Here is a 20,602-nt window from a genome sequence, read left to right as displayed (position 1 = left end):
GCGACCTCCTACTGAGCCTCGTACGCGAGTTGTGCAATGACTGCCGAACCGACCTTCGTCCAGGCGCGCAGCGAGCTGTCGGAAAGCGAGGCGAGGGTGATCTCGCCGCCCTCCGCCAGGTGAGGGTCGAAGGGGACTTCGAGAACCGTCGCTCCCTCACGAGCCAGCCGATCGAGCTCTTGGCGGACCCGGTGGCTGGCGTCCGCCGGCTTCGGCCGGCCGTCGTCGTTGACGACGATGAGGGGCTTGGCGCTGAGGTGCCTGCCGTGCTCTCCCATGGCGCGTACCGCGGTCAGCACGTCCACCATGTCGAGGAACGGGACCGCCGAGACCTGGACCGGAAGGAGGAGGACGTCCGCTGTCGAGACAGCGGCACAGAATGCGTCGGAGTGGGGGTTGTTGCCCGAGTCGGCGACGGTGACGCGGTAGTACCGGTCAAGGACGGTGCGAAGCGCGAGTACGTGCTCGGCCGTCAGCACCGGCCGGTCCTGGACCGATCCGATGAGGTCCGCGTGCGACGTCTGCGGCGTCGTGTACCCGCCCAGCTCACCAGCCGATTCGATTGCGTGCAGGCGCTCGACAAGTTCGCCAAGGCCGCGCACGGGAACACCCTCGGCGCGTTTGCTCAACGCGCCGCTCGCGTCCGAGACCTCGAACGCTGCGACCGAGCCACCTCGGGCAGCGGCGAGGACGCCAGCGAGGACGACCGAGGTCACGGTCTTGCCGACGCCGCCGGACTTGTTGGCGACGAGGACGTTGACGGCCCCAGACCAGGTCGCCTGCCTGATGGTGCGTTCTGCAGCAAGGTGGGCGAGCTCCGCTACGCCTGGCCGCACTCGAACTAGGCCGCCTGTCGCGCGGACCACAGCGCCCCGCCATCCCCACGAGGCGACGGGCTTTACCCCGGAGCCGGGTGGGATCAGGTCGGCTCGTGAGGCCTCTGGCAGGACCAACGGGTGGGCAGGCCACTGAACCCCGGGGAGCTCCGGCGTGATCACGTCCAAGCCAGACCCACTGGCACTCACAGGATCCGGATCCCCCTCCTCGAACAGGCTGACGCGATGGGCGCCAGCGAACGGGCTTCCTTCAATCGATGGCATCGGAGTTCCCCTCGTTGGATCGAGCCGCTGGGTTCGGCGGCCGCTCGGTTACCTAGTGGGCAGGGCCGCGCACCGGTTCGTCTGGCCCATCGTGGGACGATGCGACGGCGCCGTGTCGGCCGCCTGTGGACAGCCACCTGAATGTCGCTGTCCCTGTGGAAGAGCGTTTCCGGGGCTCGAGGCGGCCGGCTCCCGGCAAGGGCTTCCGTGCGACCCGAGCTGTCCGCCGAGGGGACGGGCCAGTAGCCACTCCAGGTAGGCATGCCACGCCCTGCGCTGCAGCCTGTAGGCATCGACTTGGTCGCGCAGTTCGATGTGGGCGCCCAGGTACTCCGCGATGCTCGGCAGCCGGCCAGGCCGGGCGACAAGCCGGCCTGCGGCGCGCGCCAGGAGGCCGTAGGACAGCAAGATGTCCGTCGCCTCCCTGGCCGCAGTCAGCGACATCCGGCAGACCGAGGAGGCAGACACGGCAGAGTCCGCGCGTCCGTCCTCCACCGCTTCGAAGACCTCCGCGGCGACGTGACCAAGGGCGCGGAAGGCCGGTCGGAGGGCAAAGACCCGCCGTCGTCCGCGAGGAGGCACGGTCGAGCCGAACTCGTCGGGAATGACGAGCAAGTAGGTGTCGGCGTGCTCGAGGCGCCCCACTTGGTCGAGCACGATGGGCGGGTCCGGGAGGCTGCGCAACCACTTCAGGTGCGTGGCCACTGATGTGTGGGACATGCCGGCCGCGACCGCCAGCGACCGGACGCCGAATGCGACGTTCTGACCTCCGCTTTTCACCGCGGCCTCGGCGAGCGCTCTCGCGACCCACCGGGCCGAGCGGGCCTGACGCGAGGAGGTGGAGTGGACAGTGAGCTGACGGTCCGCGGCAGCGAGCCACTGCAAGATGGAATCTCGGTGTGAGCGAGTCCCCCTGGTAGGGGCGTGTGACCCTGCGGGGCTGGTGTAAGAGATACGGCCGTGGCTCTCCCGCTGCGTTGGCGGCGGCTGCTTCAGCCCGTTGGCGGCGAGGAAGCGGAGGGCCTTGTTCCACTCCGATGCGAGCCTGCGACGGGCGACCGTGCCGGTGTACTTGGCGTAGAAGGACGCCAGTCCGGCCCACCGCCCGTCCTCCACACGGGCAACGACGTCCTGAAATCGCATACCGATGCGCGCGGCGCCGACCAGGACGGCCATACGGGCCTCAGAGCGGCTCTTGTACCCCTCGGTCGTCCCCTCACGCGCGACCGCCTCGAGACGGGCGAAGAACGGGCGGGTAGTCGAGACGCCGGCCGCAGCCTCTACGGCCTCGGGCTCCGGTGCCGCCGGCTCGTTCATGCCAAGCTCATGCCGTTCCTGCTCGAGGCTGCTCCACATGCTCAGCCACAGCGATTCGGCGTTTCTCGTGCTCAGGATGAAGCTGGCTTCGTCGATGTCTCCAAGCAGGAGCTGGTAGCCGCCGTGTTTCCATCGCGCTCCAGGGGGGCGGATGCACCCATGGACGCTGTTGAACACAGAGGGGTCGAGGGACGGGGCGATCGACCGCAGCGCGCGGACGACCTCCCAGGCATCCCGGTACGGCACCGGAATCGCGAGGGGAACGTAGATGTGGTGGCCGCCAGAGGGAGACCGGTCGGTCACATACCTCGCGCCGAACGAGTCGAGCCAGGCGCTGAGCGTGCGCCGGTCCGCCTCAACCTGGTGGGCGCCGTGCCCACCGACGTCGAGGTCGAGGCACAGCGTGTGGATGCACCCGTGCTTGTCCGCGAGCCGGACAGCGGCCGGTGCGCTCGGGAGCACGGCGGTTAGCGGCCTCTCGGCCCGCTGGGGGTATGTGAACTCACCGGGGCGCCCGGTTCGGACGCCTACGCGCATTCGCGGGCGCCCGGCGATCATCGGCGCCAGGGACCAGGCGCGCTCAGCGGTCACTGCGTCCGCGTCGACGCGGAAGTCTGGACCAGCACCATGGACCGGCGGTACCGTCGTGGTCACCTTCAACCTCATCTCAGCGGTCGTGTGCGACGGGCGAGGGGGTTGTCAGTGGTCTCGAGCGCCTGCCAGCACTGTGCGGGACCACTACTCGGGACAGGAGGCTCGGCCGTTGCCGGGCCTTCGGTCTTGGGAGCCTCAGGCCGCGAACGGCAAGGGCATCTGGAAGCCGGGCGGGATCTCTGAGGGAGTTGCTGCGCAGAAGAGCCAAGTCATCTGCTGCCATGTCAGTGCCACCCTGTCGATGCCGCCCCTGGTGGCGGCCTGCAGCAGCATCGAGCTCTGAGGCCCCCCGCGGCGGGTACCCACCAGAAGATTCATCAGGGCCGAGGCGCGTTCGGGGTTGAAACCCAGCGAATGGAGCGTGCCGCCAGGTTCCGCATCCTGCCTCGCGGCACCGTGCCGGTAGGAGGCTCTCTCCCGGACAGCCAGCTCGCTTGCGCGTGCCACCGCGCGCCGCGCACGGGCGCGGCCAAGGCCGTGGTGGGCGAGAAGGTTACTGACGCCGCCGAGCAGCGGGCCCAGTTCGTCCGCCGCGACCGTGGCGGGCGCGGTGGTGGCCATTTCGTGGAGCGGACGCACGGTTGTCTCAAGCAGGCGTAACGTCGTGAAGTCACGCAGGTCCACGGCGACGGTCTCCGCAGCGCGCCGCGCCGAGTGCGGCAGCGCCATGCCGGCCAGCCTGGCGGCGGCATCGTCCTTCGCCGCCTCGCGGGACGCGATCGTGACGACCAGCCCCCAGGCGTTGTCCTGCGCCGCGCAGATGCGGTCCGTATGCGTCCGCGCAGCCTCCCATGACCGGGAGGCGAGGTCCGCGCGAGCCTCGGCGAACTCGACACCGCGCCTGCGTGCCGCGAGACCGCCGACGCGACGAGACGCCTCGGAGACAATTTCGGCACCGACGGCATGCGCCAGACTTGAGTCCCAGCCTGCTGAGACGACGTCGCGAAGCGCGTCGCGGAGCGCCTCGTCACTCGAGACATCCACCGGGCCGGCCGGACGTGTCACCCCTGCTCACCTCCCTCCCGAGAGGTACCGCCGGGTGTGAGCAGTTGCTCCACGTCGTGCTGCCGGAAGCGACGTTGCCCAGTCGGCGTTCGGAATCCCGCCACGCGACCGTCCCTCTCCCACCGGCGGACAGTGTCCACCGAGACGCCGAGCAGGGCGGCCGTCTGCCCCACCGTCAGCAAACCTGCCGGTACGTCAGCATGCCTAGGTTCCATGAAGGAGATAGGACCATAGACGCTCACATCATGTCAACATACCTACATAGCGATGCTTGCATGTCTGTACGCAGAGGTGCATGCTTGGCGTCATGGCTGCGACACAAGGTGAAGTTTCGGCGTTCGTCCCGCAATGGACGTTTGCGGACAAACTCAGGAAGGCCCGTCTCACGGTGGACATGCCTCAGGCCCGGTTCGCGGAGGAGCTGGGGGTATCCCCAGCCGCGTACTCACAGTGGGAGTCGGGCCGGAACGGCCCGCGCAACGTGGTGCACGTGGCGCGCCGCGTAGAGGCGGTGACGAAGGTGTCAGCGGCCTGGTTGCTCGGCCTGTACGAGGAAGGTCCCCGCCCCGCGGAGCGGGACAGGGACCTTCGGAAGTACACCGCCTGGGACTTGAACCCAGAACCCACTGATTAAGAGTCAGTTGCTCTGCCAATTGAGCTAGCGGTGCTCGGTGCGCGAGAAGTGACTTTACCGCACCGCGCAGGAGGCCTCAAAACCAGGAGGGCCCCCGAACGGGTGACGTCGAGCACACCGGAGCGTGCGTCCCCCGTCGGGCACACCGGAGGGTGCGCCCCCCGGTCGACCCCGGTACAACGCCATCATGAAGTTCTACGCGGACCAGCCCTCCCGCCGCGCGCGCCAGGTGGCCGGCGACGTCCTCGTGGCCGTCTGGCTCGCAATGTGCACGGTGCTGGGCATGGCCCTCCACGCGCTCCTCGAGGCAGGCGCGGCCCCGCTGCGGCGCGTCGCCGACGTCGGCGCCGCCATCGAGGACGGCATGGGCGACGCCGGGCGCGGCGCGGGCGAGCTGCCGCTGCTGGGCGAGCGGCTCCGGCAGCCCTTCGACGACGTCGCAGACTCGGGCGCGCGCCTGCAGGAGGCCGGGGCGGACGGCGCAGTCCTGGTCGAGACGCTGGCGGTGCTGGTCGCGGTCCTCGTCGCCGTCATGCTCTCCGGCGTCGTCCTCCTGCCGTGGCTGGCGCTGCGCGTGCGGTACGCGGCAGGGGCCGGCGCCGTGCGGTGCCTGCAGGCCCAGCCCGGCGGCGCCGACCTCCTCGCGCTCCGTGCCCTCGCCTCACGGCCGCCCGCCGTACTCTCCGCCGTCGGGCCGGCGCCGGCGGCGGCCTGGCGGGCCGGGGACCCGGTGACCACCGCGCGGCTGGCCGAGGTCGAGCTCGGGCACTGGGGCGTGGCGCCGCGCACCGCCGACGAGCGTCCCGGCGCGTGACCGCTGGGTCGCCCGGATGCCGCCGCCGTGCGCCCGCACTAGCCTCGGCAGATCCCGGGAACAGCGCCATCGCGGCGAGGAGGAGCGGAAACCTTGTACGACCACGACCTGTTCGTCCAGACCCTCTCCGACTTCGTGCGGGCGTTGATCCGGCCCTACGACGTCGACGCGGTGCTGGAGGCGCTCGCCGTGCGCGTCAAGGAGGTGCTGCACCTGACCGCAGCGGGCGTCTCGCTGGCCGAGGAGGGCAAGGTCCGGGCGGCCACCGTCATCCCTCCGCACCTCACCCTCCTCGAGAAGCTCCAGGAGGAGCACCAGGTGGGCCCGTCCGTCGACGCCGTTCGCGGCAGCGAGCCCGTGATCGTCTCGGGCCCGGCGGAGCTGGAGGAGCGGTGGCCGGCCCTCGCCGCCGTCGCCCGCGAGACGGGCACGTGCGCGGTGGCCGCCCTGCCCCTCGCACTGGGGGGCAACACCTACGGCGCGCTGTCCATGTACGCCGGCGAGCGTGAGTGGCCGGAGCAGGACCTCGCCGCCGCGGCGCTGCTCGGGGACATGGCCACGGCCTACCTCATCAACGCCTCGTCGCACCACCAGCAGCAGGAGCTGAACGACCAGCTCGCCCAGGCCCTGGAGTCCAGGATCGTCATCGAGCAGGCCAAGGGAGTCGTCGCCGAGTCGCGCGGCGAGACGGTCGAGAGCGCCTTCGAGCGGATCCGCTCGCACGCCAGGAGCCACAGCGTCAAGGTCCGTGACGTCTCCGAGGCGATCGTTCGCATGGGCCTGCGGCTCTAACGGACCGGTTGCCACCCTTTTCCCCGAGGGGTTACGGTTTTGTAACAACCCGCCCCAGAACAACCCGGCGGGAACTGCCGCTCCGGACCCTGGCGGCGAGAGTGCGCGCGCTCGCGCGAGCACCGACTACTGGAGCGAACAATGTCGTACGCCGATGTGATCGAGATCCCCACCAACGACGACCGGTCCGTGCGGGAACTGCCCACGCTGGAGACCGTCTCCGACATCGTGCAGGCGCAGCAGCGTGAGGGAGAGCTCTTCCTCCGCATCAGCAACGGCCCGGCGGACGTGCGCAGCGGCAGCCGCCACCAGGAGAGCGGCTACCCCTTGCCCGGGCTGGCGTGCTGGCCGCTGAGCGCGGAGCCGTGGTGGCCCGCCGGTGAGCACGTCTGGGTGGCCCGTCAGCTCGTCAGCCACTCCTACCTGATCTCCGAACGGTCGCGAGCCTGGTTGCTGACGGGCCCTGTCGTCGGCCGCGGCGCGGACGGGGAGCCGCTCGTCGCACCCGCCCGCCCGGTCGCCCTCGTCGGCCAGGGCGCTCTTCTCGAGGCCGAGAGCATCTACGCCGCCTGGCGCTGCCGCGACGTGCGGTGACCGCCGGCTGGGCCGAGCGTCGGTCGCCGTCTGAGAGGATGGCGCCGTCAGCCCACCCTGCCCAGGAAGTGACATGCCTCGTCTCGAGCCCGCCGACATCGCCCCCGACTTCACCCTGCCCACCGCCGACGGCGGCGAGGTGACGCTCTCCGCGCTGAGGGCCGACGCGACGAAGGGCGTGGTCGTCTACTTCTACCCGGCGGCCGGGACGCCGGGGTGCACCAAGGAGGCCTGCGACTTCCGCGACTCCCTCGCCTCCCTCCAGGGGGCCGGGTACGCCGTCGTCGGCATCTCTCCCGACGGCGTCGCGAAGCTGGCCCGCTTCGCCGAGGCCGAGGGACTCACCTTCCCGCTCGCCTCCGACCCCGACCACGAGGTGCTCGAGGCCTACGGCGCCTGGGGCGAGAAGAAGAACTACGGCCGGACGTACGTCGGCGTCATCCGTTCGACCGTGGTTGTCGGCAAGGACGGGACGGTCGAGCTCGCCCAGTACAACGTCAAGGCCACCGGCCACGTCGCCAGGCTCCGCACGCTGCTCGGGGTCGGCTGACGGGGCCGATAGGCTGGCCCGCGAGCGCGAGTGGCGTAACTGGCAGCCGCGCCAGGTTTAGGTCCTGGTGCCTTCGGGCGTAGGGGTTCGAGTCCCCTCTCGCGCACTCGCCTCGTCTCGGCGCCGCACCCGCACGGCTGCGCCACGGCAGGCAGGTCGCGGCTCAGGTCGTCCGGCCCGGCTCGTGCCCGACCCGGACGACCGCCACGACCGGCGCCTCGTGGAGCACGCCGCGGCTCACCGAGCCGAGACGGACGTTGGCCAGCCCTCCGCGGGTCCGGCTTCCCACCACCAGCAGGCTCGCGGTGGCTGCCGCCTCCGCCAGCGCCTCTACGGGATGGCGAGGCACCACCCGGACGTCGACCGGGACGCCGGGGTACCGCTCGGACCACTCCTCCGCGGTTCTCTGCACCTCGGTCGCCCGGTTCTCGGCGACGCTGTCGAGCAGCACGTCGATGCGGGGGTCCTGCAGCTCGGGCCGGAACTGCGGGCGCGCCCCTCCGTGGACGATGCGCACCCCGGCTCCACGCTGCTGGGCCTGTGCGAAGGCGAACCGCATCACCTCGGGCGAGACGTGGTCCGGATCCACCCCGACGACGACGGGCCCGTCCGGGGCGGGCGCCAGGTCACGCACCATCACCACGGGACTGTGCGCGTGGGCCGCCACCTTCTGCGACACGGACCCGAGGATCCGGCCTGCGATCCGCCCCAGCCCGCGCGCCCCGACGACGACGACCGAGGCGCGCTCGGAGGCGTGGACGAGGGCGGACGCCGGATCCATGCGGAGGACCTGCGACGTCACCTCGAGCCCGGGGTGCGCCGCCCGCACGTGCTCCGCCCCGGCTCGGGCGATCCGTCTCGCGGAGTCCTGCAGCTCCTGGGTCGGCATGACGTCGTAGTACGTCGTGCCCGTGAACAGCGGGACGGCGGAGAGCACATGCAGCCCGGCGCCCCGGCGCCCCGCCTCCTCCGCCGCCCAGTCCAGGACTCGCAGATCCTTCTCCGACCCGTCGACTCCGGCCACGACCGCGCCCTCGGGAAAGCTCTCCTCGTCCGACATGGCTACCTCCTCGGAGATCCCGCTCCCATGGTGCACACGCATCGTCGTCGAAGGTGTGCTTTCCATGCTCCGCCCCCGGCCCGGGACCGCCACCGGTCGGCCCCCACGGCCAGCCTTGTCGCGCCGGGCCGCCGGGCGCGATAGAAACAGAGGGTGAGCGACATTGCGAGCGGTGACCTCGGCCCCTGGCTCTCCCCCGAGGAGCTGGACCAGGTACGCCGGAAGGTGCCCATCCTCTACATCGACGCGCTGCCGGCGCGGCTGGACGGCCACGGCGAGGTCGAGTCCGTCGGCCTGCTGCTCCGGGCGACGTCGGAGGGGACGATCTCCCGGGCGCTCGTCTCGGGGCGGGTCCTGTACCACGAGACCATCCGGGAGGCGCTCGCGCGGCACCTGGACAAGGATCTCGGCCCGATGGCGCTGCCCCGGCTGCCCCAGTCCCTGGTGCCCTACGCCGTCGGCGAGTACTTCCCCACCCCGGGCGGCCCGTTCCACGACCCGCGCCAGCACGCCGTGTCGCTGGCGTACGTCGTCCCCGTGGTCGGCGACTGCCAGCCGGCCAACGACACCCTCGAGCTGACCTGGCTGACCCCGGCGGAGGCGGTCACGCCCGAGATCCTCAACGACATGATCGAGGGCCATGCGATCCTGCTCAAGCAGGCGCTGGCCCACCTGGGGAGGTTGCGCTGATGGACACCGCACCGGAACCGATCGTCCCCGGGGCGACGAACCCGCTGAAGTGGTTCGCCCTCGACCTCGCCTGCGTGGTCGTGTTCACGATCATCGGCATGGCCATGCACGGCTCGCCCGTCGGCGAGTTCCTCCTGACCGTGTGGCCGTTCGTCCTCGGCCTGGCCATCGCCTGGGCGCTGCCGGGCGTGCGCTCGTTGCCGCTGCTCCTGTGGCCCACCGGCGTCATCGTGTGGGCCGTCACCACCGTGGTCGGCCTGGCCCTGCGGGCGATCACCGGAGGCGGGGTCTCCGGGGCCTTCCCGGTCGTCACCGCCGCCGTGCTCGCGGTGCTCATCCTGGGCTGGCGCGGCGTCCTGGAGATCAAGGAACGCCGCCACGAGCGGCAGGCACGCTACCTCTGACCCAGCCCCTGGCACGCACGACAGCTGCCGGGGCGACGGCTAGCGCAGCGCGGCGGCGATGTGCGGCGCGAGCGCTCGGAACGCCTTGCCGCGGTGGCTGACGGCGTTCTTCTCCTCCGGCGTCAGCTCGGCCGCCGAGCGGCTCTCCCCCGCCGGCCGGAGGATGGGGTCGTAGCCGAAGCCGCCGTCGCCACGGGGCGCGGTCAGGAGGACGCCGGGCATCCGCCCCTCCTCGACCACCTCGAGGCCCGACGGCGTGACGAGGGCGGCCGCGCAGGCGAAGTGGGCCCCGCGGTGCTCCTCGGGGACCTCGGCCAGCTGTGCGAGCAGCAGCTCGAGGTTGGCGCGGTCGTCGCCGTGCCGGCCGGCCCAGCGTGCCGAGAAGACCCCGGGGGCGCCGCCGAGCACGTCCACGCAGAGGCCGGAGTCGTCGGCGACGGCGGGCAGGCCGGTCGCCGCGGCGAGGGCGCGGGCCTTGACGAGCGCGTTCTGCGCGAAGGTGACCCCGTCCTCGACGGGCGGCTCCGCGCCGACGTCGCCGGCCCCCACGACGTCGCCGGGCCGAAGTCCCGGCAGCAGGGGTGCCAGGATCTCGCGCAGCTCCCGGACCTTGTGCCGGTTGTGCGTCGCGAGGACGAGCCGCGGCCCGCCGTCCGCCGGGCGCGCGGGTGCGCTCCCGCTCACGGGCGGCGCTCCAGCGGCCGGGCCAGGGCCTCGACCTGGAGGTCGCGCAGGCGGGCGGTGCCGGCGACGGCGAGGTCGAGCATGGCGTCGAGCTCGGCCCGCTTGAACGGGACGCCCTCGGCCGTGCCCTGCACCTCGACGAAGTCGCCCGAGCCCGTGACGACGACGTTCATGTCCGTCTCCGCGCGCACGTCCTCGACGTAGGGCAGGTCGAGGACGGGGCGGCCGTCGATGATGCCGACGGAGACGGCCGCGACGGAGTCCGTGAGGACGGGCTTGTTGCGCGAGGGCCGGATGTGTCCGGCCTCGGTGCCCCAGGCCACGGCGTCGGCGAGGGCGACGTACGCGCCGGTGATGGCCGCGGTCCGGGTCCCGCCGTCGGCCTGGAGGACGTCGCAGTCCAGGACGATGGTGTTCTCCCCGAGCGCGGCGACGTCGATGATCGCCCGCAGCGACCGTCCGACGAGGCGCGAGATCTCGTGCGTGCGGCCCCCGACCCGGCCCTTGACCGACTCGCGCTGGCTGCGGGTGTTCGTGGCGCGCGGCAGCATCGCGTACTCGGCCGTGACCCAGCCCTCGCCGGAGCCCTGGCGCCAGCGCGGCACCCCTTCGGTGAACGAGGCCGCGCACAGCACGCGGGTGCGGCCGAACTCCACGAGCACGCTGCCCTCGGCGGCGTCGAGCCAGCCGCGGGTGATGCGCACCTCCCGCAGCTCGTCGGGGCGGCGACCGTCGGCGCGCAGGGACGTGGAGAGGTCTGGAGAAGTCATGACCTCGAGATTACCGTCCGACGACGCCGTGGCCACGCCGCGGCCCGTGGCCGGAGCCACGGGCGCGCGCAGGGACGTGCGGTCAGCCCGTGTTCTGCAGGCCGGCCGCCACCCCCTTGAGGGTGAGCAGCAGCAGGCGCTGCTGGTCGGCGACCTCGCGCTCGTCGAGCTCGCGGGAGCTGTCGCGCAGGGTGCGCAGCGCACGCAGCTGGAGCAGGGAGAGAGCGTCGACGTAGGGGTTGCGCAGCTGCACGGCACGGCCGAGCACCCGGTGCCCCTCGAGCAGGCGCCCGTGGCCGGTCACGTCCAGCACCCACCGGGTCGTGAGGTCCAGCTCGTCGACCACCTTCTCCGCGAGGTCAGGCCGGTCGCCGAGGTCGAGGTAGCGCACGGCGATCCGCCGGTCGGTCTTGGCCAGGGACATCTCGACGTTGTCGATCATCGCCGCGAACAGGGGCCACTCGGCGTACGCGCGGCGGAGGAGCTCGAGGTCACCCACGGCCTCCAGCGCGGACCCGAGCCCGAACCAGCCCGTGAGGTTGATCCGCGCCTGCGTCCACGCGAAGTTCCACGGGATGGCGCGCAGGTCCTCCAGGGACTCCACGCTGAGCCCGCGCCGGGATGGCCGCGAGCCGATGGCGAGCAGGCCGATCTCCTCCTGCGGGGTGACCTCGGCGAACCACGGGGCGAACCCGTCGGCCCTGATCAGCTCGAAGAACCGCGTCCGGGAGACCGCGTCGAGCCGGGCGGCGAGGTCGGCGTACCGCTCGGCGGCCTGGGCGTTGCGCCGCTCGGTCGAGGGGGCCGACGCCATGAGGGTGGCTGCCGCCACCTGCTCGATGTGGCGCACCGCGATGGCGGGGTTGCCGTACCTGGCGGAGATCACCTCCCCCTGCTCGGTGACCTTGAAGCGCAGGTCCACCGAGTGCGGCGGCTGGGCGAGGATCGCGCGGTTGGCGGGGCCGCCGCCGCGGCCCAGCGCACCACCGCGGCCGTGGAACTGGGTCAGGACGATGTCGTTCTCGCGGGCCCACGCGGCGATGCGGGCCTGGGCCTCGTACAGGGCGAGGGTCGCCGAGACGGGGCCCACGTCCTTGGCCGAGTCGGAGTAGCCGAGCATGACCTCCAGGCGCCGCCCGGTCTGCTCGAGCCGGCGCTGCACCGGCGCCAGGCGGATCATCTCGTCGAGGATGCCGGGCGCCGCCTGCAGGTCGTCGAACGTCTCGAACAGGGGGATGACGTCGAGCACGGGCGCGGCCTCCGCCGATCCCAGCGCCCGCTCGGCGAGGGCGTAGACGTCCGCGATGTTCTGCGCGGACTGCGTGAAGGAGATGATGTAGCGGCGGCACGCGTCGACGCCGTGGCGCTCCTGGACCGCGGCGATCGCGCGGAAGGTCTCCAGCACCTCCTCCGGCGGCACGGCCGGGGCCGGCACGGACGCCGGGTCGTCCAGCCACGCCAGGGTCTGCAGGTGGACCTTGGAGTGCTGGCGCACCTCCATCTCCGACAGGTGGAAGCCGAAGGTCTCCACCAGCCAGATCAGGTCCTGCAGGTCGCCGTACGCGGCGCGGGTAGCGCCGGCCGCCACGAGGGACTCCTGCACCACGGCCAGATCCGCCCGCAGGGCCGCGGCGTCCGGGTAGGCGAGGTCGGCGTCGCGGCGGCGGGTGGCCGCGATGCGCTCGGTGACGAACAGGAGCACCCGGCGGTGGCTTTCCCCCGGGGAGTGCGCCGCGATCTGTTCGGTGAGTTCCTGGTTGAGCAGGCGCTGGCGTCCCCAGAGGCCAATGAGGGCGTCGCTGGGCGGCGCGAACCGGTCGTCGAGCGTGAGGGCGAGGCCCACGCGGCGGGCGGTCGCCTCCAGCGCGGTGAGGATGCGCTCGGCGGACTGCGCGGCCGCCTGGCGCGTGACGGAGGCCGTCACGTTCGGGTTGCCGTCACGGTCGCCGCCGATCCAGGTGCCGAGGCGCACGAACGCGGGTGCCTTGGGCGCGCGCAGGCCGCGGTGCTCGCCCTGCATCCAGTCGTCGAGCCGGCGGTAGGACGCGACGAAGACGTCGACGAGGGAGGAGTCGAAGACCGCCAGGGAGGTGCGGACCTCGTCCAGGGGCGAGGGGTTGGAGGGGCGCAGCTGGGCGGTGCGCCACATGCTGTCGACCTCCTCGAGCAGCTCGCGCCGGTTCTCCTCCAGCGCCCCGGGGCCGAGCCGGGGGTCGTCGCGCTGGTCGAGCAGGACTCCGAGGCGCCGCACCGAGGCCGCGATCGCGTTGCGCCGCGCCTCCGTGGGGTGCGCGGTGAGGACGGGATGGAACTCGAGCCCCGACAGGCGCCGCTCGGCCTCCTCCTGGCCGACCTCCTCGGCCAGGTGCGTGAACGCGGCGGCCACGGAGTCGGAGGCGCGCTGCTCGGCGAGCGGGACCTCGCCGTCGCGGGCCCGCAGCATGCGGACGCGCTGCTGCTCCTCGGCGAGGTTGGTGAGGTGGAAGTAGCAGGTGAAGGCCCGTGCCACCTCCTCGGCGCGCTCGGCGGAGAAGGAGTCCACCAGCTCCTCGGCCCGGGTCAGCGCGTCGTTGCCCGGGTCCTCGAGCGCGGCGATGGCGAGCTCGCGCAGCGCCTCGACGTCCTCGAACAGCCCGGCGCTGCCGTACTCCCGGAGCACCTGGCCGAGCAGGCCGCCGAGCAGCCGGACGTCCTGACGCATCGCGTCCGGGATCTCGTGCTTGGCGGCGCCGCGGGAGTGCCGGTCGACGGGCAGGGGGTCACGTCGGGGAGCGTCGCTCATGCCGACCAGGCTACCGACGACGGCGCGGCGCCCGCTCCGGGGGCCCCAGGGTGAGACACCCCTGATCCGGACCCGGCGGTCGGTTCAGAGCACCCAGCGGGCGCCCGGCGCGGCGACGTCGACCGGTCCGCGGTACGACTCGTGGGCCTCGCCGCGGACCACCTCGGGGTCGGTCCAGGGCTGCAGGTGGGTCAGGACAAGGCGGCGCACGCTCGCGGAGGCGGCGAGCTGCCCCGCGCGCCGGCCGGTCAGGTGCACGCCGCGCACGGTGTCCCGACCCTCCTGGAACGCGGCTTCGCTGAGCAGCAGGTCAACGTCGGCGGCGAGGGGGACCAGCTGCTCGCAGAGGTCCGTGTCGCCCGTGTACGCCAGGGTGACCCGCTCGGGGCCGCCCGGCCGTGAGCTGGGCCCGGTGACGCGGATGCCGTAGGCGGGCACCGGGTGGTTGACGGGGAAGGACTCGATCGTGAGCGGGCCGAGCTGCACCGGTTCACCGGGCCGGTGCTCGGCGAAGGTGAACTCCCCCGCGTAGGTCTCGCTCTCGTCGTCGCCGCCGACGCCGCGCACCCGCTCCAGGGCGCCGGCCGGGGCCAGCACGGGCAGCGGGGAGAGGCCGCCGACGGGGTGCCAGCGCCGGTAGACCTGCATGCCGATCATGTCGACCATGTGGTCGGCGTGGAGGTGGGACAGCACCAGGAGGTCGACCTCCGCGGGGTCGACGTGGTTCAGCAGGGCCCCCATGGCGCCGGAGCCGAGGTCCATCAGCACGGACCAGGTGCGGGGCCGCCCGGAGTCGTCCGCGCCGTCGGCCTGGACGAGGTAGCACGAGGCGGCCGACGCGGGCCCCGACATGGACCCCGAGCAGCCGACGACGGTCAGCCTCATCGGGTGCCCGCCAGCTCGTCCGCGGCATGGACCTCGGTGACCTCGGGCCCGAGGAAGCGGCGGGCCAGCCGGGCGAACGACTCGGGCTCGCCGGTGGCCAGGAAGCGGTGCGGGGGCGGCGGCGTCGCCGGGTCGCGCAGCAGGTCGTGCGCCACGAGGGTCCGGTAGACGTCCTTGGCGGTCTCCTCGGCGGAGGAGACGAGGGTGACGCCCTCCCCCATGACATAGGAGATGACGCCGGTCAGGAGCGGGTAGTGGGTGCAGCCCAGCACGAGGGTGTCGACCCCGGCGGCCTTCACCGGCGCCAGGTACTCCTCGGCCGCCGCGAGCACCTCGGGCCCGGAGGTGACGCCCTGCTCGACGAACTCGACGAACCGGGGGGCCGCGGCCATGGTCAGCTGCAGCTGCGGGGCGGCGGCGAACGCGTCCCGGTAGGCGCCCGAGTCGATCGTCGCCCGGGTGCCGATGACGCCCACCCGGCCGGTGCGCGTGGCGGCCACCGCGCGGCGCACGGCCGGCTGGATGACCTCGACCACGGGCACCCCCGCGTCGATCGAGTAACGCTCACGCGCGTCGCGCAGGACAGCCGCGGAGGCGGAGTTGCAGGCGATGACGAGCATCTTGACGCCCGAGACCACGAGACGGTCCATGACCTCCAGGGCGAGCGCGCGCACCTGCGCGATGGGCTTGGGCCCGTACGGGGTGTTGGCCGTGTCGCCCAGGTACAGGACGGACTCCCCCGGCAGCTGGTCGATCACCGCGCGTGCCACGGTCAGACCGCCCACGCCCGAGTCGAAGATGCCGATGGGTGCGTCGTCCACGATTTTGGAGCCTAACGGCCGCGCCTTGTCCGGGACATAGCCTCCAGCAGTGACTCCTGCCACCACGTGAGGGCCGCGTACATCGTGGCCAGGGCGTCGGTGACCTCGTCGGCCTCGTCCTCCGCTGCCGGCCCCTCCCCCTGCGCCCGGTCGTACACCCTCTCCGCGTCGGCCTCGTCCGAGATCCCGAGCCGGCTCGCGAGCACGAGCCGGACGTCGGTGAGGGCCGCGAGCCACCGCCCCTCCTGGCCGGCGCGGACGACGACGGCGCCCGGCCGCACGGCCGGCGCGGCCAGCTCGCGCCAGACCACCTCGAGCCGGGAGACCTTCCCCGCCCGCAGGGAACCCTCGGTCAGCGCGCGGAGCTCGGACGAGAGGGCCGGGTCGTCGTGGCTCATCGGCGGCAGCAGGCGGGCCAGGGCCGGGTCCGACGGCGCGTCGGGCGCACGGTCGGACGCAGGCTCGAAGTCCAGGGCGGCCAGCACGGCGTCGTCCCCCGCCTCGTGGCCGCCGGGGGTGGGGCCGGTGGCGGCGTCGTCGAACCGCGTCCCGAGCAGCTCGGCGGTGTCGCGGACGAGCCGGGCGAGGATCGTGCGCTCGACGTCGTCCAGGCGGGAGGCGTAGCCGCCGGGGACGGGCAGGAAGGCGTGCACCTACTCGCCCTCCTGGTCCAGGGTCGCCCACAGCCCGAACCCGTGCATCGCCTGCACGTCCACCTCCATCTGCTCACGGTGCCCGGTGGAGACGACGGCGCGTCCGCGGGTGTGGACCTGCATCATGAGCCGGCTCGCGGTCGGCTCGTCGTAGCCGAAGTAGGACTGGAAGACGTACGTGACGTAGCTCATGAGGTTCACCGGGTCGTCCCAGACGATGGTGCGCCAGACGCGGTCGGGCACCACCTGGCTCTCCTGGGCCGTCGACTCCTGCTCGGCGGGGGCGGCGGCCAGGTGCGTGACACTCACGTCCCCAGACTACGAGGTGGCCGGGGCCGTGCCCGCCGGTCCACGGTCAGCCCCGGCGACGCCGGGCCCCGGCGGCTAACGTGACCCCATGCGGACCCTGGGCAGCACGGCACTGCTGACGGACATGTACGAGCTCACGATGATCGAGGGCGCCGTGCGCTCCGGCGCCGCCGGCCGGCGCAGCGTCTTCGAGGTCTTCACCCGGCGCCTGCCGGCCGGGCGCCGCTACGGCGTGGTGGCGGGCACCGCACGCGTCCTGGACGCGGTGCGGGCCTTCCGGTTCGGGCCCGAGGAGCTGGACTACCTCGCCGAGGCGGGCATCGTCGGCCAGGAGACGCTCGACCTCCTGCGCGACTACCGCTTCGGCGGCACCATCCGCGGCTACGCGGAGGGCGAGTGCTTCTTCCCCGGCTCGCCGATCATGACGGTCGAGGGCACCTTCGCCGACGCCGTCGTCCTCGAGACCGTCATCCTCTCCATCCTCAACCACGACAGCGCCGTCGCCGCCGCCGCGTCACGCATGACGATGGCAGCGCACGGCCGCCCCTGCCTGGAGATGGGCGCCCGCCGCACCCACGAGGGGGCCGCGGTCGCCGCGGCGAGGGCCGCCGTCGTCGGCGGGTTCGTCGGCACGTCCGTGCTGGAGGCCGGCCGGTCCTACGGGATCCGGGCCATCGGGACCGCGGCGCACTCGTTCACCCTCGTCCACGACGACGAGGAGGCCGCGTTCGCGGCGCAGGTCGCCACGATGGGGCCGGGCACGACGCTCCTGGTCGACACCTACGACGTCACGCGGGGCGTGGAGCGCGCCGTCGCGGCGGCGCGCGCGGCGGGCGGCGAGCTCGGTGCGGTGCGCCTGGACTCCGGCGACCTGGTGGCCCAGGCCTTCACCGTGCGCAAGCAGCTGGACGACCTCGGCGCGACGACGACGAAGATCACCGTGACGTCCGACCTGGACGAGTACGCCATCGCCGCCCTGAACGCGGCCCCGGTGGACTCCTACGGCGTGGGCACCAAGCTCGTGACCGGCTCGGGGCACCCGACGGCGGAGCTGGTCTACAAGCTCGTCGCCCGCGAGGGGGCGGACGGCCAGATGCACGAGGTGGCCAAGGCGTCGAAGTCCAAGGCCTCCGTGGGCGGCCTGAAGGTGGCCGGCCGCGTGCTGGACGAGGAGGGCCGCGCCGCCGAGGAGCTCGTCGTCTCGTGCGAGACGTTCGAGGACGGCCTGGCCGAGCTCCGGCGGGCGGAGGCCCGGCCGCTGCAGGTGGAGCTGGTGCGTGACGGCGAGACCGTGCCGGAGCACTGCGACGACGGCGCCCTCGCCGCAGCCGCCCAGCGGCACCTCGCCTCCCGCGCCGAGCTGCCGTACGCGGGGTGGCGCCTCAGCGAGGGCGAGCCGGCGATCCCGACCCGGCACGTGGACATCTTCCCCGCGGACGACCGCGACCCCGCCGCGATCATCTGACGGCCGGGCACGGGAGGGCGCCCGGACACGGTGAGCGCCCGCGCGCCCGGACATGGAGGGCACCCGCGCCCGGAGACACGGAGAGGCCGCCCCTGACGGGGCGGCCTCATCGTGCTGGCCGGCGGGCCCGGCCCACCGGCAGGTCGGTCAGACCCTGTTCCTGCCCCGGGACACGAACGACATGATCAGCGAGATCACCAGGACGGCGATGCCGATCCAGAGGAGCACCTTCGCTGCCTCGACGGCGACACCGAGGATGAGCATGATGACGCCGACGATGATGAGGATGAGCCAGATGTTCACGGCACGCCCTTTCTATTTGAGGGGCAGGACCGGAAGTCCTGCCTGCACGATGCGACAAGCGTCCCAGCACTCGGGACTGACCGCATCCTGAAACGGTTCTGACGCGATTTCAGCCGCGTCCGACGAACCACTCCCGCAGCATCGCGATGCGCGCCTCGATCTCGTCCGTGCGCGCCAGCGCCACCTCCGGACCCCCGCACCGGCTGCGCAGTTCCGTGTGGACGACGCCGTGCGGCTTGCCGGACCGTCGCGACCAGGCCGACACGAGGGTCGAGAGCTCCTTGCGGGCCGCCTGGCGACGACGGTGGTCGTCCACCCCCGCGTTCGTGTGCCGCGTGGCGTCCGCCTTGGCCTGGCGCTTCTGCGTCTTGATCTGCTCCGCCTGACGGGCCCGCAGCAGCGAGGTGACCTGCTCGGGCTCCAGCAGGCCGGGGATGCCGAGGAACTCCTGCTCCTCGACCGACCCGACCTCCGCGCCGGTGCCGAACTCGCCGCCGTCGAAGAGCACCTTGTCGAAGGTGGCCTGGGCCTCGAGGGCCTCGAAACCCGGGAGCAGGCCGTCGCTCGCCTGCTCGGTCTTGTTGGCCGCCGCGACGAGGGCGTCCTCCGGGTTGAAGAAGGTGCCCTTCTCCTCCGCGGTGAGCACGCGGTCCAGCGCGTGGTCGCGCTCGATCTCCAGCTCGTTCGCCAGCCCGAGCAGGTGCTGCACGGATGGCAGGAACACCGAGGCGGTCTCGCCCCGGCGGCGGGCGCGAACGAACCGGCCCACGGCCTGCGCGAAGAACAGCGGGGTGGAGGTGGCCGTGGCGTACACGCCGACCGCGAGACGGGGCACGTCGACGCCCTCGGACACCATGCGGACGGCGACCATCCAGCGCTGGTCGCCGGCGGCGAAGTCCTCGATGCGCTGGTTGGCGCCGTCGTCGTCGGAGAGCACGGTCACGGCCGGCTCGCCGGTGATGCTGTGGATGGTCCTGGCGTAGGCGCGGGCCGCCGTCTGGTCGGTCGCGATGACGAGGCCGCCGGCATCGGGGACGCTGCGCCGGACCTCGGTCAGCCGCTGGTCGGCGGCCTGCAGCACCGCCGGGATCCACTCGCCCTTGGGGTCGAGCGCCGTGCGCCAGGCCTGGGCGGTCATGTCCTTGGTGAGCGGCTCGCCGAGTGTGGCGGAGACCTCGTCGCCGGCCTTGGTGCGCCAGCGCATCTGCCCCGAGTAGCTGAGGAAGATCACCGGGCGCACCACGCCGTCACGCAGCGCGTCGCCGTAGTTGTACGAGTAGTCGGCCTTCGAGCGCCGGATCCCGTCCTTGTCCCGCGCGTACTCGACGAACGGGATGGCCGCGGTGTCGGAGCGGAACGGCGTCCCCGTCAGGGCCAGCCGCCGCCGTGCGGGCTCGAAGGCCTCCCGGACGGCGTCGCCCCAGCTCAGCGCGTCGCCGCCGTGGTGGACCTCATCGAGGATCACCAGGGTGGGCTCGGCCGAGGTGCGGGCGCGGTGCAGGGCCGCGTTCGCCGCGACCTGCGCGTACGTCAGCGCGACCCCGTCGAAGCTGGCCCCGTGCCGGCCCTGGGCGTTCTTGAAGTTCGGGTCGAGCTGCACGCCCACCCGGGCGGCGGCATCGGCCCACTGCGTCTTGAGGTGCTCTGTGGGACACACCACCGTGATGCGCCGGACGGTGCCGGAGGAGAGGAGCTCGGTCGCGATACGCAGCGCGAACGTGGTCTTTCCAGCGCCCGGCGTGGCGACGGCGAGGAAGTCCTGCGGCTGCCGCTCCAGATAGATCTGGAGCGCCTCGGCCTGCCACGCCCGCAGGCGCGACGCCGTCCCCCAGGCCGCGCGCGCCGGGTAGGCGGGCGACAGCTGCTCGGCCGCGGCCGTGGAGACGGCGGCGGGTCCGGCTGGGTGGGTCGGCGTCGACCTGCGCAGGTGCGGGGCGGTCACTCCCCGCTTCCCGAGGCGCCGCCCTTGCGGCCGAACGGCCAGCCGCGGCCCTTGCCGGAACCGGAGTCTGCGCCGTCGCTCATGCCCTCGTAGATGGCCTTGCAGGTGGGGCACACGGGGTACTTCCGCGGGTCGCGGCCGGGGGTCCAGACCTTCCCGCACAGCGCGATGACCGGCTGGCCGGAGACCGCCGACGCGGTGATCTTGTCCTTGCGGACGTAGTGCGCGTAACGCTCGTCGTCCCCGGGCGAGACCTGCTCGCGGAGCTCCTCGCGCTCAAGAACCCCGGTGCCGCCGGCGGGGGAGGACGGCGCTGCGGGCTGCTGCGGGCCGGACGGTGAGGAGGGGGTCGTCGAGCTCATGCGGACAGTCTA

General features: G+C 72.7%; 23 protein-coding genes and 2 tRNA genes. 9 read left to right on the top strand and 16 right to left on the bottom strand.

The window, feature by feature from the left end; genetic code table 11:
• Positions 1-8: 8 nt before the first annotated feature.
• The 4 genes from ABD774_RS16480 to ABD774_RS16465 form a co-directional block, all read right to left on the bottom strand.
• Positions 9-998 (bottom strand): nucleotide-binding protein, encoded by a 990-nt coding sequence (locus ABD774_RS16480; RefSeq protein ID WP_345043575.1) that lies wholly within the window; start codon positions 996-998, stop codon positions 9-11.
• Between the two features lie 150 nt (positions 999-1,148).
• A complete protein-coding gene (locus ABD774_RS16475; RefSeq protein ID WP_345043490.1) occupies positions 1,149-3,083 on the bottom strand; it encodes a hypothetical protein in 1,935 nt (644 codons plus the stop codon).
• 123 nt (positions 3,084-3,206) lie between these two features.
• Complete coding sequence (locus ABD774_RS16470; RefSeq protein ID WP_345043488.1) at positions 3,207-4,076, bottom strand: hypothetical protein; 870 nt, start codon at positions 4,074-4,076, stop codon at positions 3,207-3,209.
• Positions 4,073-4,291 (bottom strand): helix-turn-helix domain-containing protein, encoded by a 219-nt coding sequence (locus tag ABD774_RS16465; protein WP_345043572.1) that lies wholly within the window; start codon positions 4,289-4,291, stop codon positions 4,073-4,075. The genes ABD774_RS16470 and ABD774_RS16465 overlap by 4 nt, the downstream gene beginning before the upstream one ends.
• Positions 4,292-4,371: 80 nt before the next feature.
• On the opposite strand from ABD774_RS16465, the gene ABD774_RS21705 reads away from it, so the two are divergent.
• A complete protein-coding gene (locus tag ABD774_RS21705; RefSeq protein ID WP_425554582.1) occupies positions 4,372-4,710 on the top strand; it encodes a helix-turn-helix domain-containing protein in 339 nt (112 codons plus the stop codon).
• Here the strand turns inward: ABD774_RS21705 and ABD774_RS16460 are convergent.
• Positions 4,672-4,744 (bottom strand) — tRNA-Lys (locus ABD774_RS16460). The genes ABD774_RS21705 and ABD774_RS16460 overlap by 39 nt on opposite strands.
• A gap of 153 nt (positions 4,745-4,897) precedes the next feature.
• On the opposite strand from ABD774_RS16460, the gene ABD774_RS16455 reads away from it, so the two are divergent.
• From ABD774_RS16455 to ABD774_RS16435, 5 genes are all read left to right on the top strand, one after another.
• Positions 4,898-5,524, top strand: a complete 627-nt coding sequence (locus tag ABD774_RS16455; RefSeq protein WP_345043485.1) for a hypothetical protein — start codon at positions 4,898-4,900, stop codon at positions 5,522-5,524.
• A 93-nt stretch (positions 5,525-5,617) separates the two neighbouring features.
• Positions 5,618-6,316 carry a GAF and ANTAR domain-containing protein gene (locus ABD774_RS16450; RefSeq protein ID WP_345043483.1) on the top strand — a complete coding sequence of 233 codons (699 nt, stop codon included), beginning with the start codon at positions 5,618-5,620 and terminating at the stop codon, positions 6,314-6,316.
• A 141-nt stretch (positions 6,317-6,457) separates the two neighbouring features.
• Entirely contained in the window at positions 6,458-6,910 is a 453-nt protein-coding gene (locus tag ABD774_RS16445) for a DUF6098 family protein (protein WP_345043481.1), read from the top strand.
• A 73-nt stretch (positions 6,911-6,983) separates the two neighbouring features.
• Entirely contained in the window at positions 6,984-7,460 is a 477-nt protein-coding gene (locus tag ABD774_RS16440) for a peroxiredoxin (RefSeq protein ID WP_345043479.1), read from the top strand.
• A gap of 24 nt (positions 7,461-7,484) precedes the next feature.
• A tRNA-Leu gene (locus ABD774_RS16435) sits at positions 7,485-7,566 on the top strand.
• Between the two features lie 57 nt (positions 7,567-7,623).
• Here the strand turns inward: ABD774_RS16435 and ABD774_RS16430 are convergent.
• Positions 7,624-8,520 (bottom strand): universal stress protein, encoded by an 897-nt coding sequence (locus ABD774_RS16430; RefSeq protein ID WP_345043476.1) that lies wholly within the window; start codon positions 8,518-8,520, stop codon positions 7,624-7,626.
• A 153-nt stretch (positions 8,521-8,673) separates the two neighbouring features.
• On the opposite strand from ABD774_RS16430, the gene ABD774_RS16425 reads away from it, so the two are divergent.
• Both ABD774_RS16425 and ABD774_RS16420 read left to right on the top strand, forming a co-directional pair.
• Positions 8,674-9,210 carry an NUDIX hydrolase family protein gene (locus ABD774_RS16425; RefSeq protein ID WP_345043474.1) on the top strand — a complete coding sequence of 179 codons (537 nt, stop codon included), beginning with the start codon at positions 8,674-8,676 and terminating at the stop codon, positions 9,208-9,210.
• Positions 9,210-9,614: a DUF3054 domain-containing protein gene (locus tag ABD774_RS16420; RefSeq protein ID WP_345043471.1), complete on the top strand. Its 405-nt coding sequence runs from the start codon at positions 9,210-9,212 to the stop codon at positions 9,612-9,614. Before ABD774_RS16425 ends, ABD774_RS16420 begins: the two co-directional genes overlap by 1 nt.
• Positions 9,615-9,653: 39 nt before the next feature.
• Here ABD774_RS16420 and rdgB read toward each other — a convergent pair whose 3' ends face one another.
• From rdgB to clpS, 7 genes are all read right to left on the bottom strand, one after another.
• Positions 9,654-10,298 (bottom strand): RdgB/HAM1 family non-canonical purine NTP pyrophosphatase, encoded by a 645-nt coding sequence (gene rdgB / locus ABD774_RS16415; RefSeq protein WP_345043469.1) that lies wholly within the window; start codon positions 10,296-10,298, stop codon positions 9,654-9,656.
• Positions 10,295-11,068: a ribonuclease PH gene (gene rph / locus ABD774_RS16410; RefSeq protein ID WP_345043466.1), complete on the bottom strand. Its 774-nt coding sequence runs from the start codon at positions 11,066-11,068 to the stop codon at positions 10,295-10,297. Before rph ends, rdgB begins: the two co-directional genes overlap by 4 nt.
• A gap of 82 nt (positions 11,069-11,150) precedes the next feature.
• Positions 11,151-13,850, bottom strand: a complete 2,700-nt coding sequence (locus tag ABD774_RS16405) for a phosphoenolpyruvate carboxylase (RefSeq protein WP_345043464.1) — start codon at positions 13,848-13,850, stop codon at positions 11,151-11,153.
• Between the two features lie 84 nt (positions 13,851-13,934).
• Positions 13,935-14,735 (bottom strand): MBL fold metallo-hydrolase, encoded by an 801-nt coding sequence (locus tag ABD774_RS16400; RefSeq protein ID WP_345043462.1) that lies wholly within the window; start codon positions 14,733-14,735, stop codon positions 13,935-13,937.
• Positions 14,732-15,556 (bottom strand): glutamate racemase, encoded by an 825-nt coding sequence (gene murI / locus ABD774_RS16395; RefSeq protein ID WP_345043459.1) that lies wholly within the window; start codon positions 15,554-15,556, stop codon positions 14,732-14,734. The genes ABD774_RS16400 and murI overlap by 4 nt, the downstream gene beginning before the upstream one ends.
• 11 nt (positions 15,557-15,567) lie before the next feature.
• Complete coding sequence (locus ABD774_RS16390) at positions 15,568-16,209, bottom strand: DUF2017 domain-containing protein (protein ID WP_345043456.1); 642 nt, start codon at positions 16,207-16,209, stop codon at positions 15,568-15,570.
• Positions 16,210-16,518 (bottom strand): ATP-dependent Clp protease adapter ClpS, encoded by a 309-nt coding sequence (gene clpS, locus ABD774_RS16385; RefSeq protein WP_425554579.1) that lies wholly within the window; start codon positions 16,516-16,518, stop codon positions 16,210-16,212. It abuts the gene before it with no gap.
• 88 nt (positions 16,519-16,606) lie between these two features.
• On the opposite strand from clpS, the gene ABD774_RS16380 reads away from it, so the two are divergent.
• Positions 16,607-17,983 carry a nicotinate phosphoribosyltransferase gene (locus ABD774_RS16380; protein WP_345043454.1) on the top strand — a complete coding sequence of 459 codons (1,377 nt, stop codon included), beginning with the start codon at positions 16,607-16,609 and terminating at the stop codon, positions 17,981-17,983.
• 147 nt (positions 17,984-18,130) lie between these two features.
• On the opposite strand, the gene ABD774_RS16375 is transcribed toward ABD774_RS16380, so the two are convergent.
• The 3 genes from ABD774_RS16375 to ABD774_RS16365 form a co-directional block, all read right to left on the bottom strand.
• Positions 18,131-18,286 carry a hypothetical protein gene (locus tag ABD774_RS16375; RefSeq protein WP_345043452.1) on the bottom strand — a complete coding sequence of 52 codons (156 nt, stop codon included), beginning with the start codon at positions 18,284-18,286 and terminating at the stop codon, positions 18,131-18,133.
• Positions 18,287-18,395: 109 nt separating this feature from the next.
• Positions 18,396-20,228, bottom strand: coding sequence for a DEAD/DEAH box helicase (locus ABD774_RS16370; protein WP_345043450.1), 1,833 nt, complete (start codon positions 20,226-20,228; stop codon positions 18,396-18,398).
• A complete protein-coding gene (locus ABD774_RS16365; protein ID WP_248257217.1) occupies positions 20,225-20,590 on the bottom strand; it encodes a DUF3039 domain-containing protein in 366 nt (121 codons plus the stop codon). The genes ABD774_RS16370 and ABD774_RS16365 overlap by 4 nt, the downstream gene beginning before the upstream one ends.
• Positions 20,591-20,602: the final 12 nt, after the last annotated feature.

The sequence above is a fragment of the Georgenia daeguensis genome (assembly GCF_039537705.1).
Lineage (GTDB): Bacteria > Actinomycetota > Actinomycetes > Actinomycetales > Actinomycetaceae > Georgenia > Georgenia daeguensis.
The sequence above is the reverse complement of the archived record's forward strand: the minus strand, read 5'-3'. Positions and strand labels throughout refer to the sequence as shown.

Coding starts and splice junctions, on each gene's coding strand:
- ABD774_RS16430 (WP_345043476.1), bottom strand. CDS start 8,520: ATGTCGGACGAGGAGAGCTTTCCCGAGGGCGCGGTCGTGGCCGGAGTC.
- ABD774_RS16420 (WP_345043471.1), top strand. CDS start 9,210: ATGGACACCGCACCGGAACCGATCGTCCCCGGGGCGACGAACCCGCTG.
- ABD774_RS16380 (WP_345043454.1), top strand. CDS start 16,607: ATGCGGACCCTGGGCAGCACGGCACTGCTGACGGACATGTACGAGCTC.
- rph (WP_345043466.1), bottom strand. CDS start 11,068: ATGACTTCTCCAGACCTCTCCACGTCCCTGCGCGCCGACGGTCGCCGC.
- ABD774_RS16365 (WP_248257217.1), bottom strand. CDS start 20,590: ATGAGCTCGACGACCCCCTCCTCACCGTCCGGCCCGCAGCAGCCCGCA.
- ABD774_RS16455 (WP_345043485.1), top strand. CDS start 4,898: ATGAAGTTCTACGCGGACCAGCCCTCCCGCCGCGCGCGCCAGGTGGCC.
- ABD774_RS16405 (WP_345043464.1), bottom strand. CDS start 13,850: ATGAGCGACGCTCCCCGACGTGACCCCCTGCCCGTCGACCGGCACTCC.
- ABD774_RS16445 (WP_345043481.1), top strand. CDS start 6,458: ATGTCGTACGCCGATGTGATCGAGATCCCCACCAACGACGACCGGTCC.
- ABD774_RS21705 (WP_425554582.1), top strand. CDS start 4,372: ATGCTTGGCGTCATGGCTGCGACACAAGGTGAAGTTTCGGCGTTCGTC.
- ABD774_RS16440 (WP_345043479.1), top strand. CDS start 6,984: ATGCCTCGTCTCGAGCCCGCCGACATCGCCCCCGACTTCACCCTGCCC.
- ABD774_RS16400 (WP_345043462.1), bottom strand. CDS start 14,735: ATGAGGCTGACCGTCGTCGGCTGCTCGGGGTCCATGTCGGGGCCCGCG.
- ABD774_RS16475 (WP_345043490.1), bottom strand. CDS start 3,083: ATGAGGTTGAAGGTGACCACGACGGTACCGCCGGTCCATGGTGCTGGT.
- ABD774_RS16465 (WP_345043572.1), bottom strand. CDS start 4,291: ATGGAACCTAGGCATGCTGACGTACCGGCAGGTTTGCTGACGGTGGGG.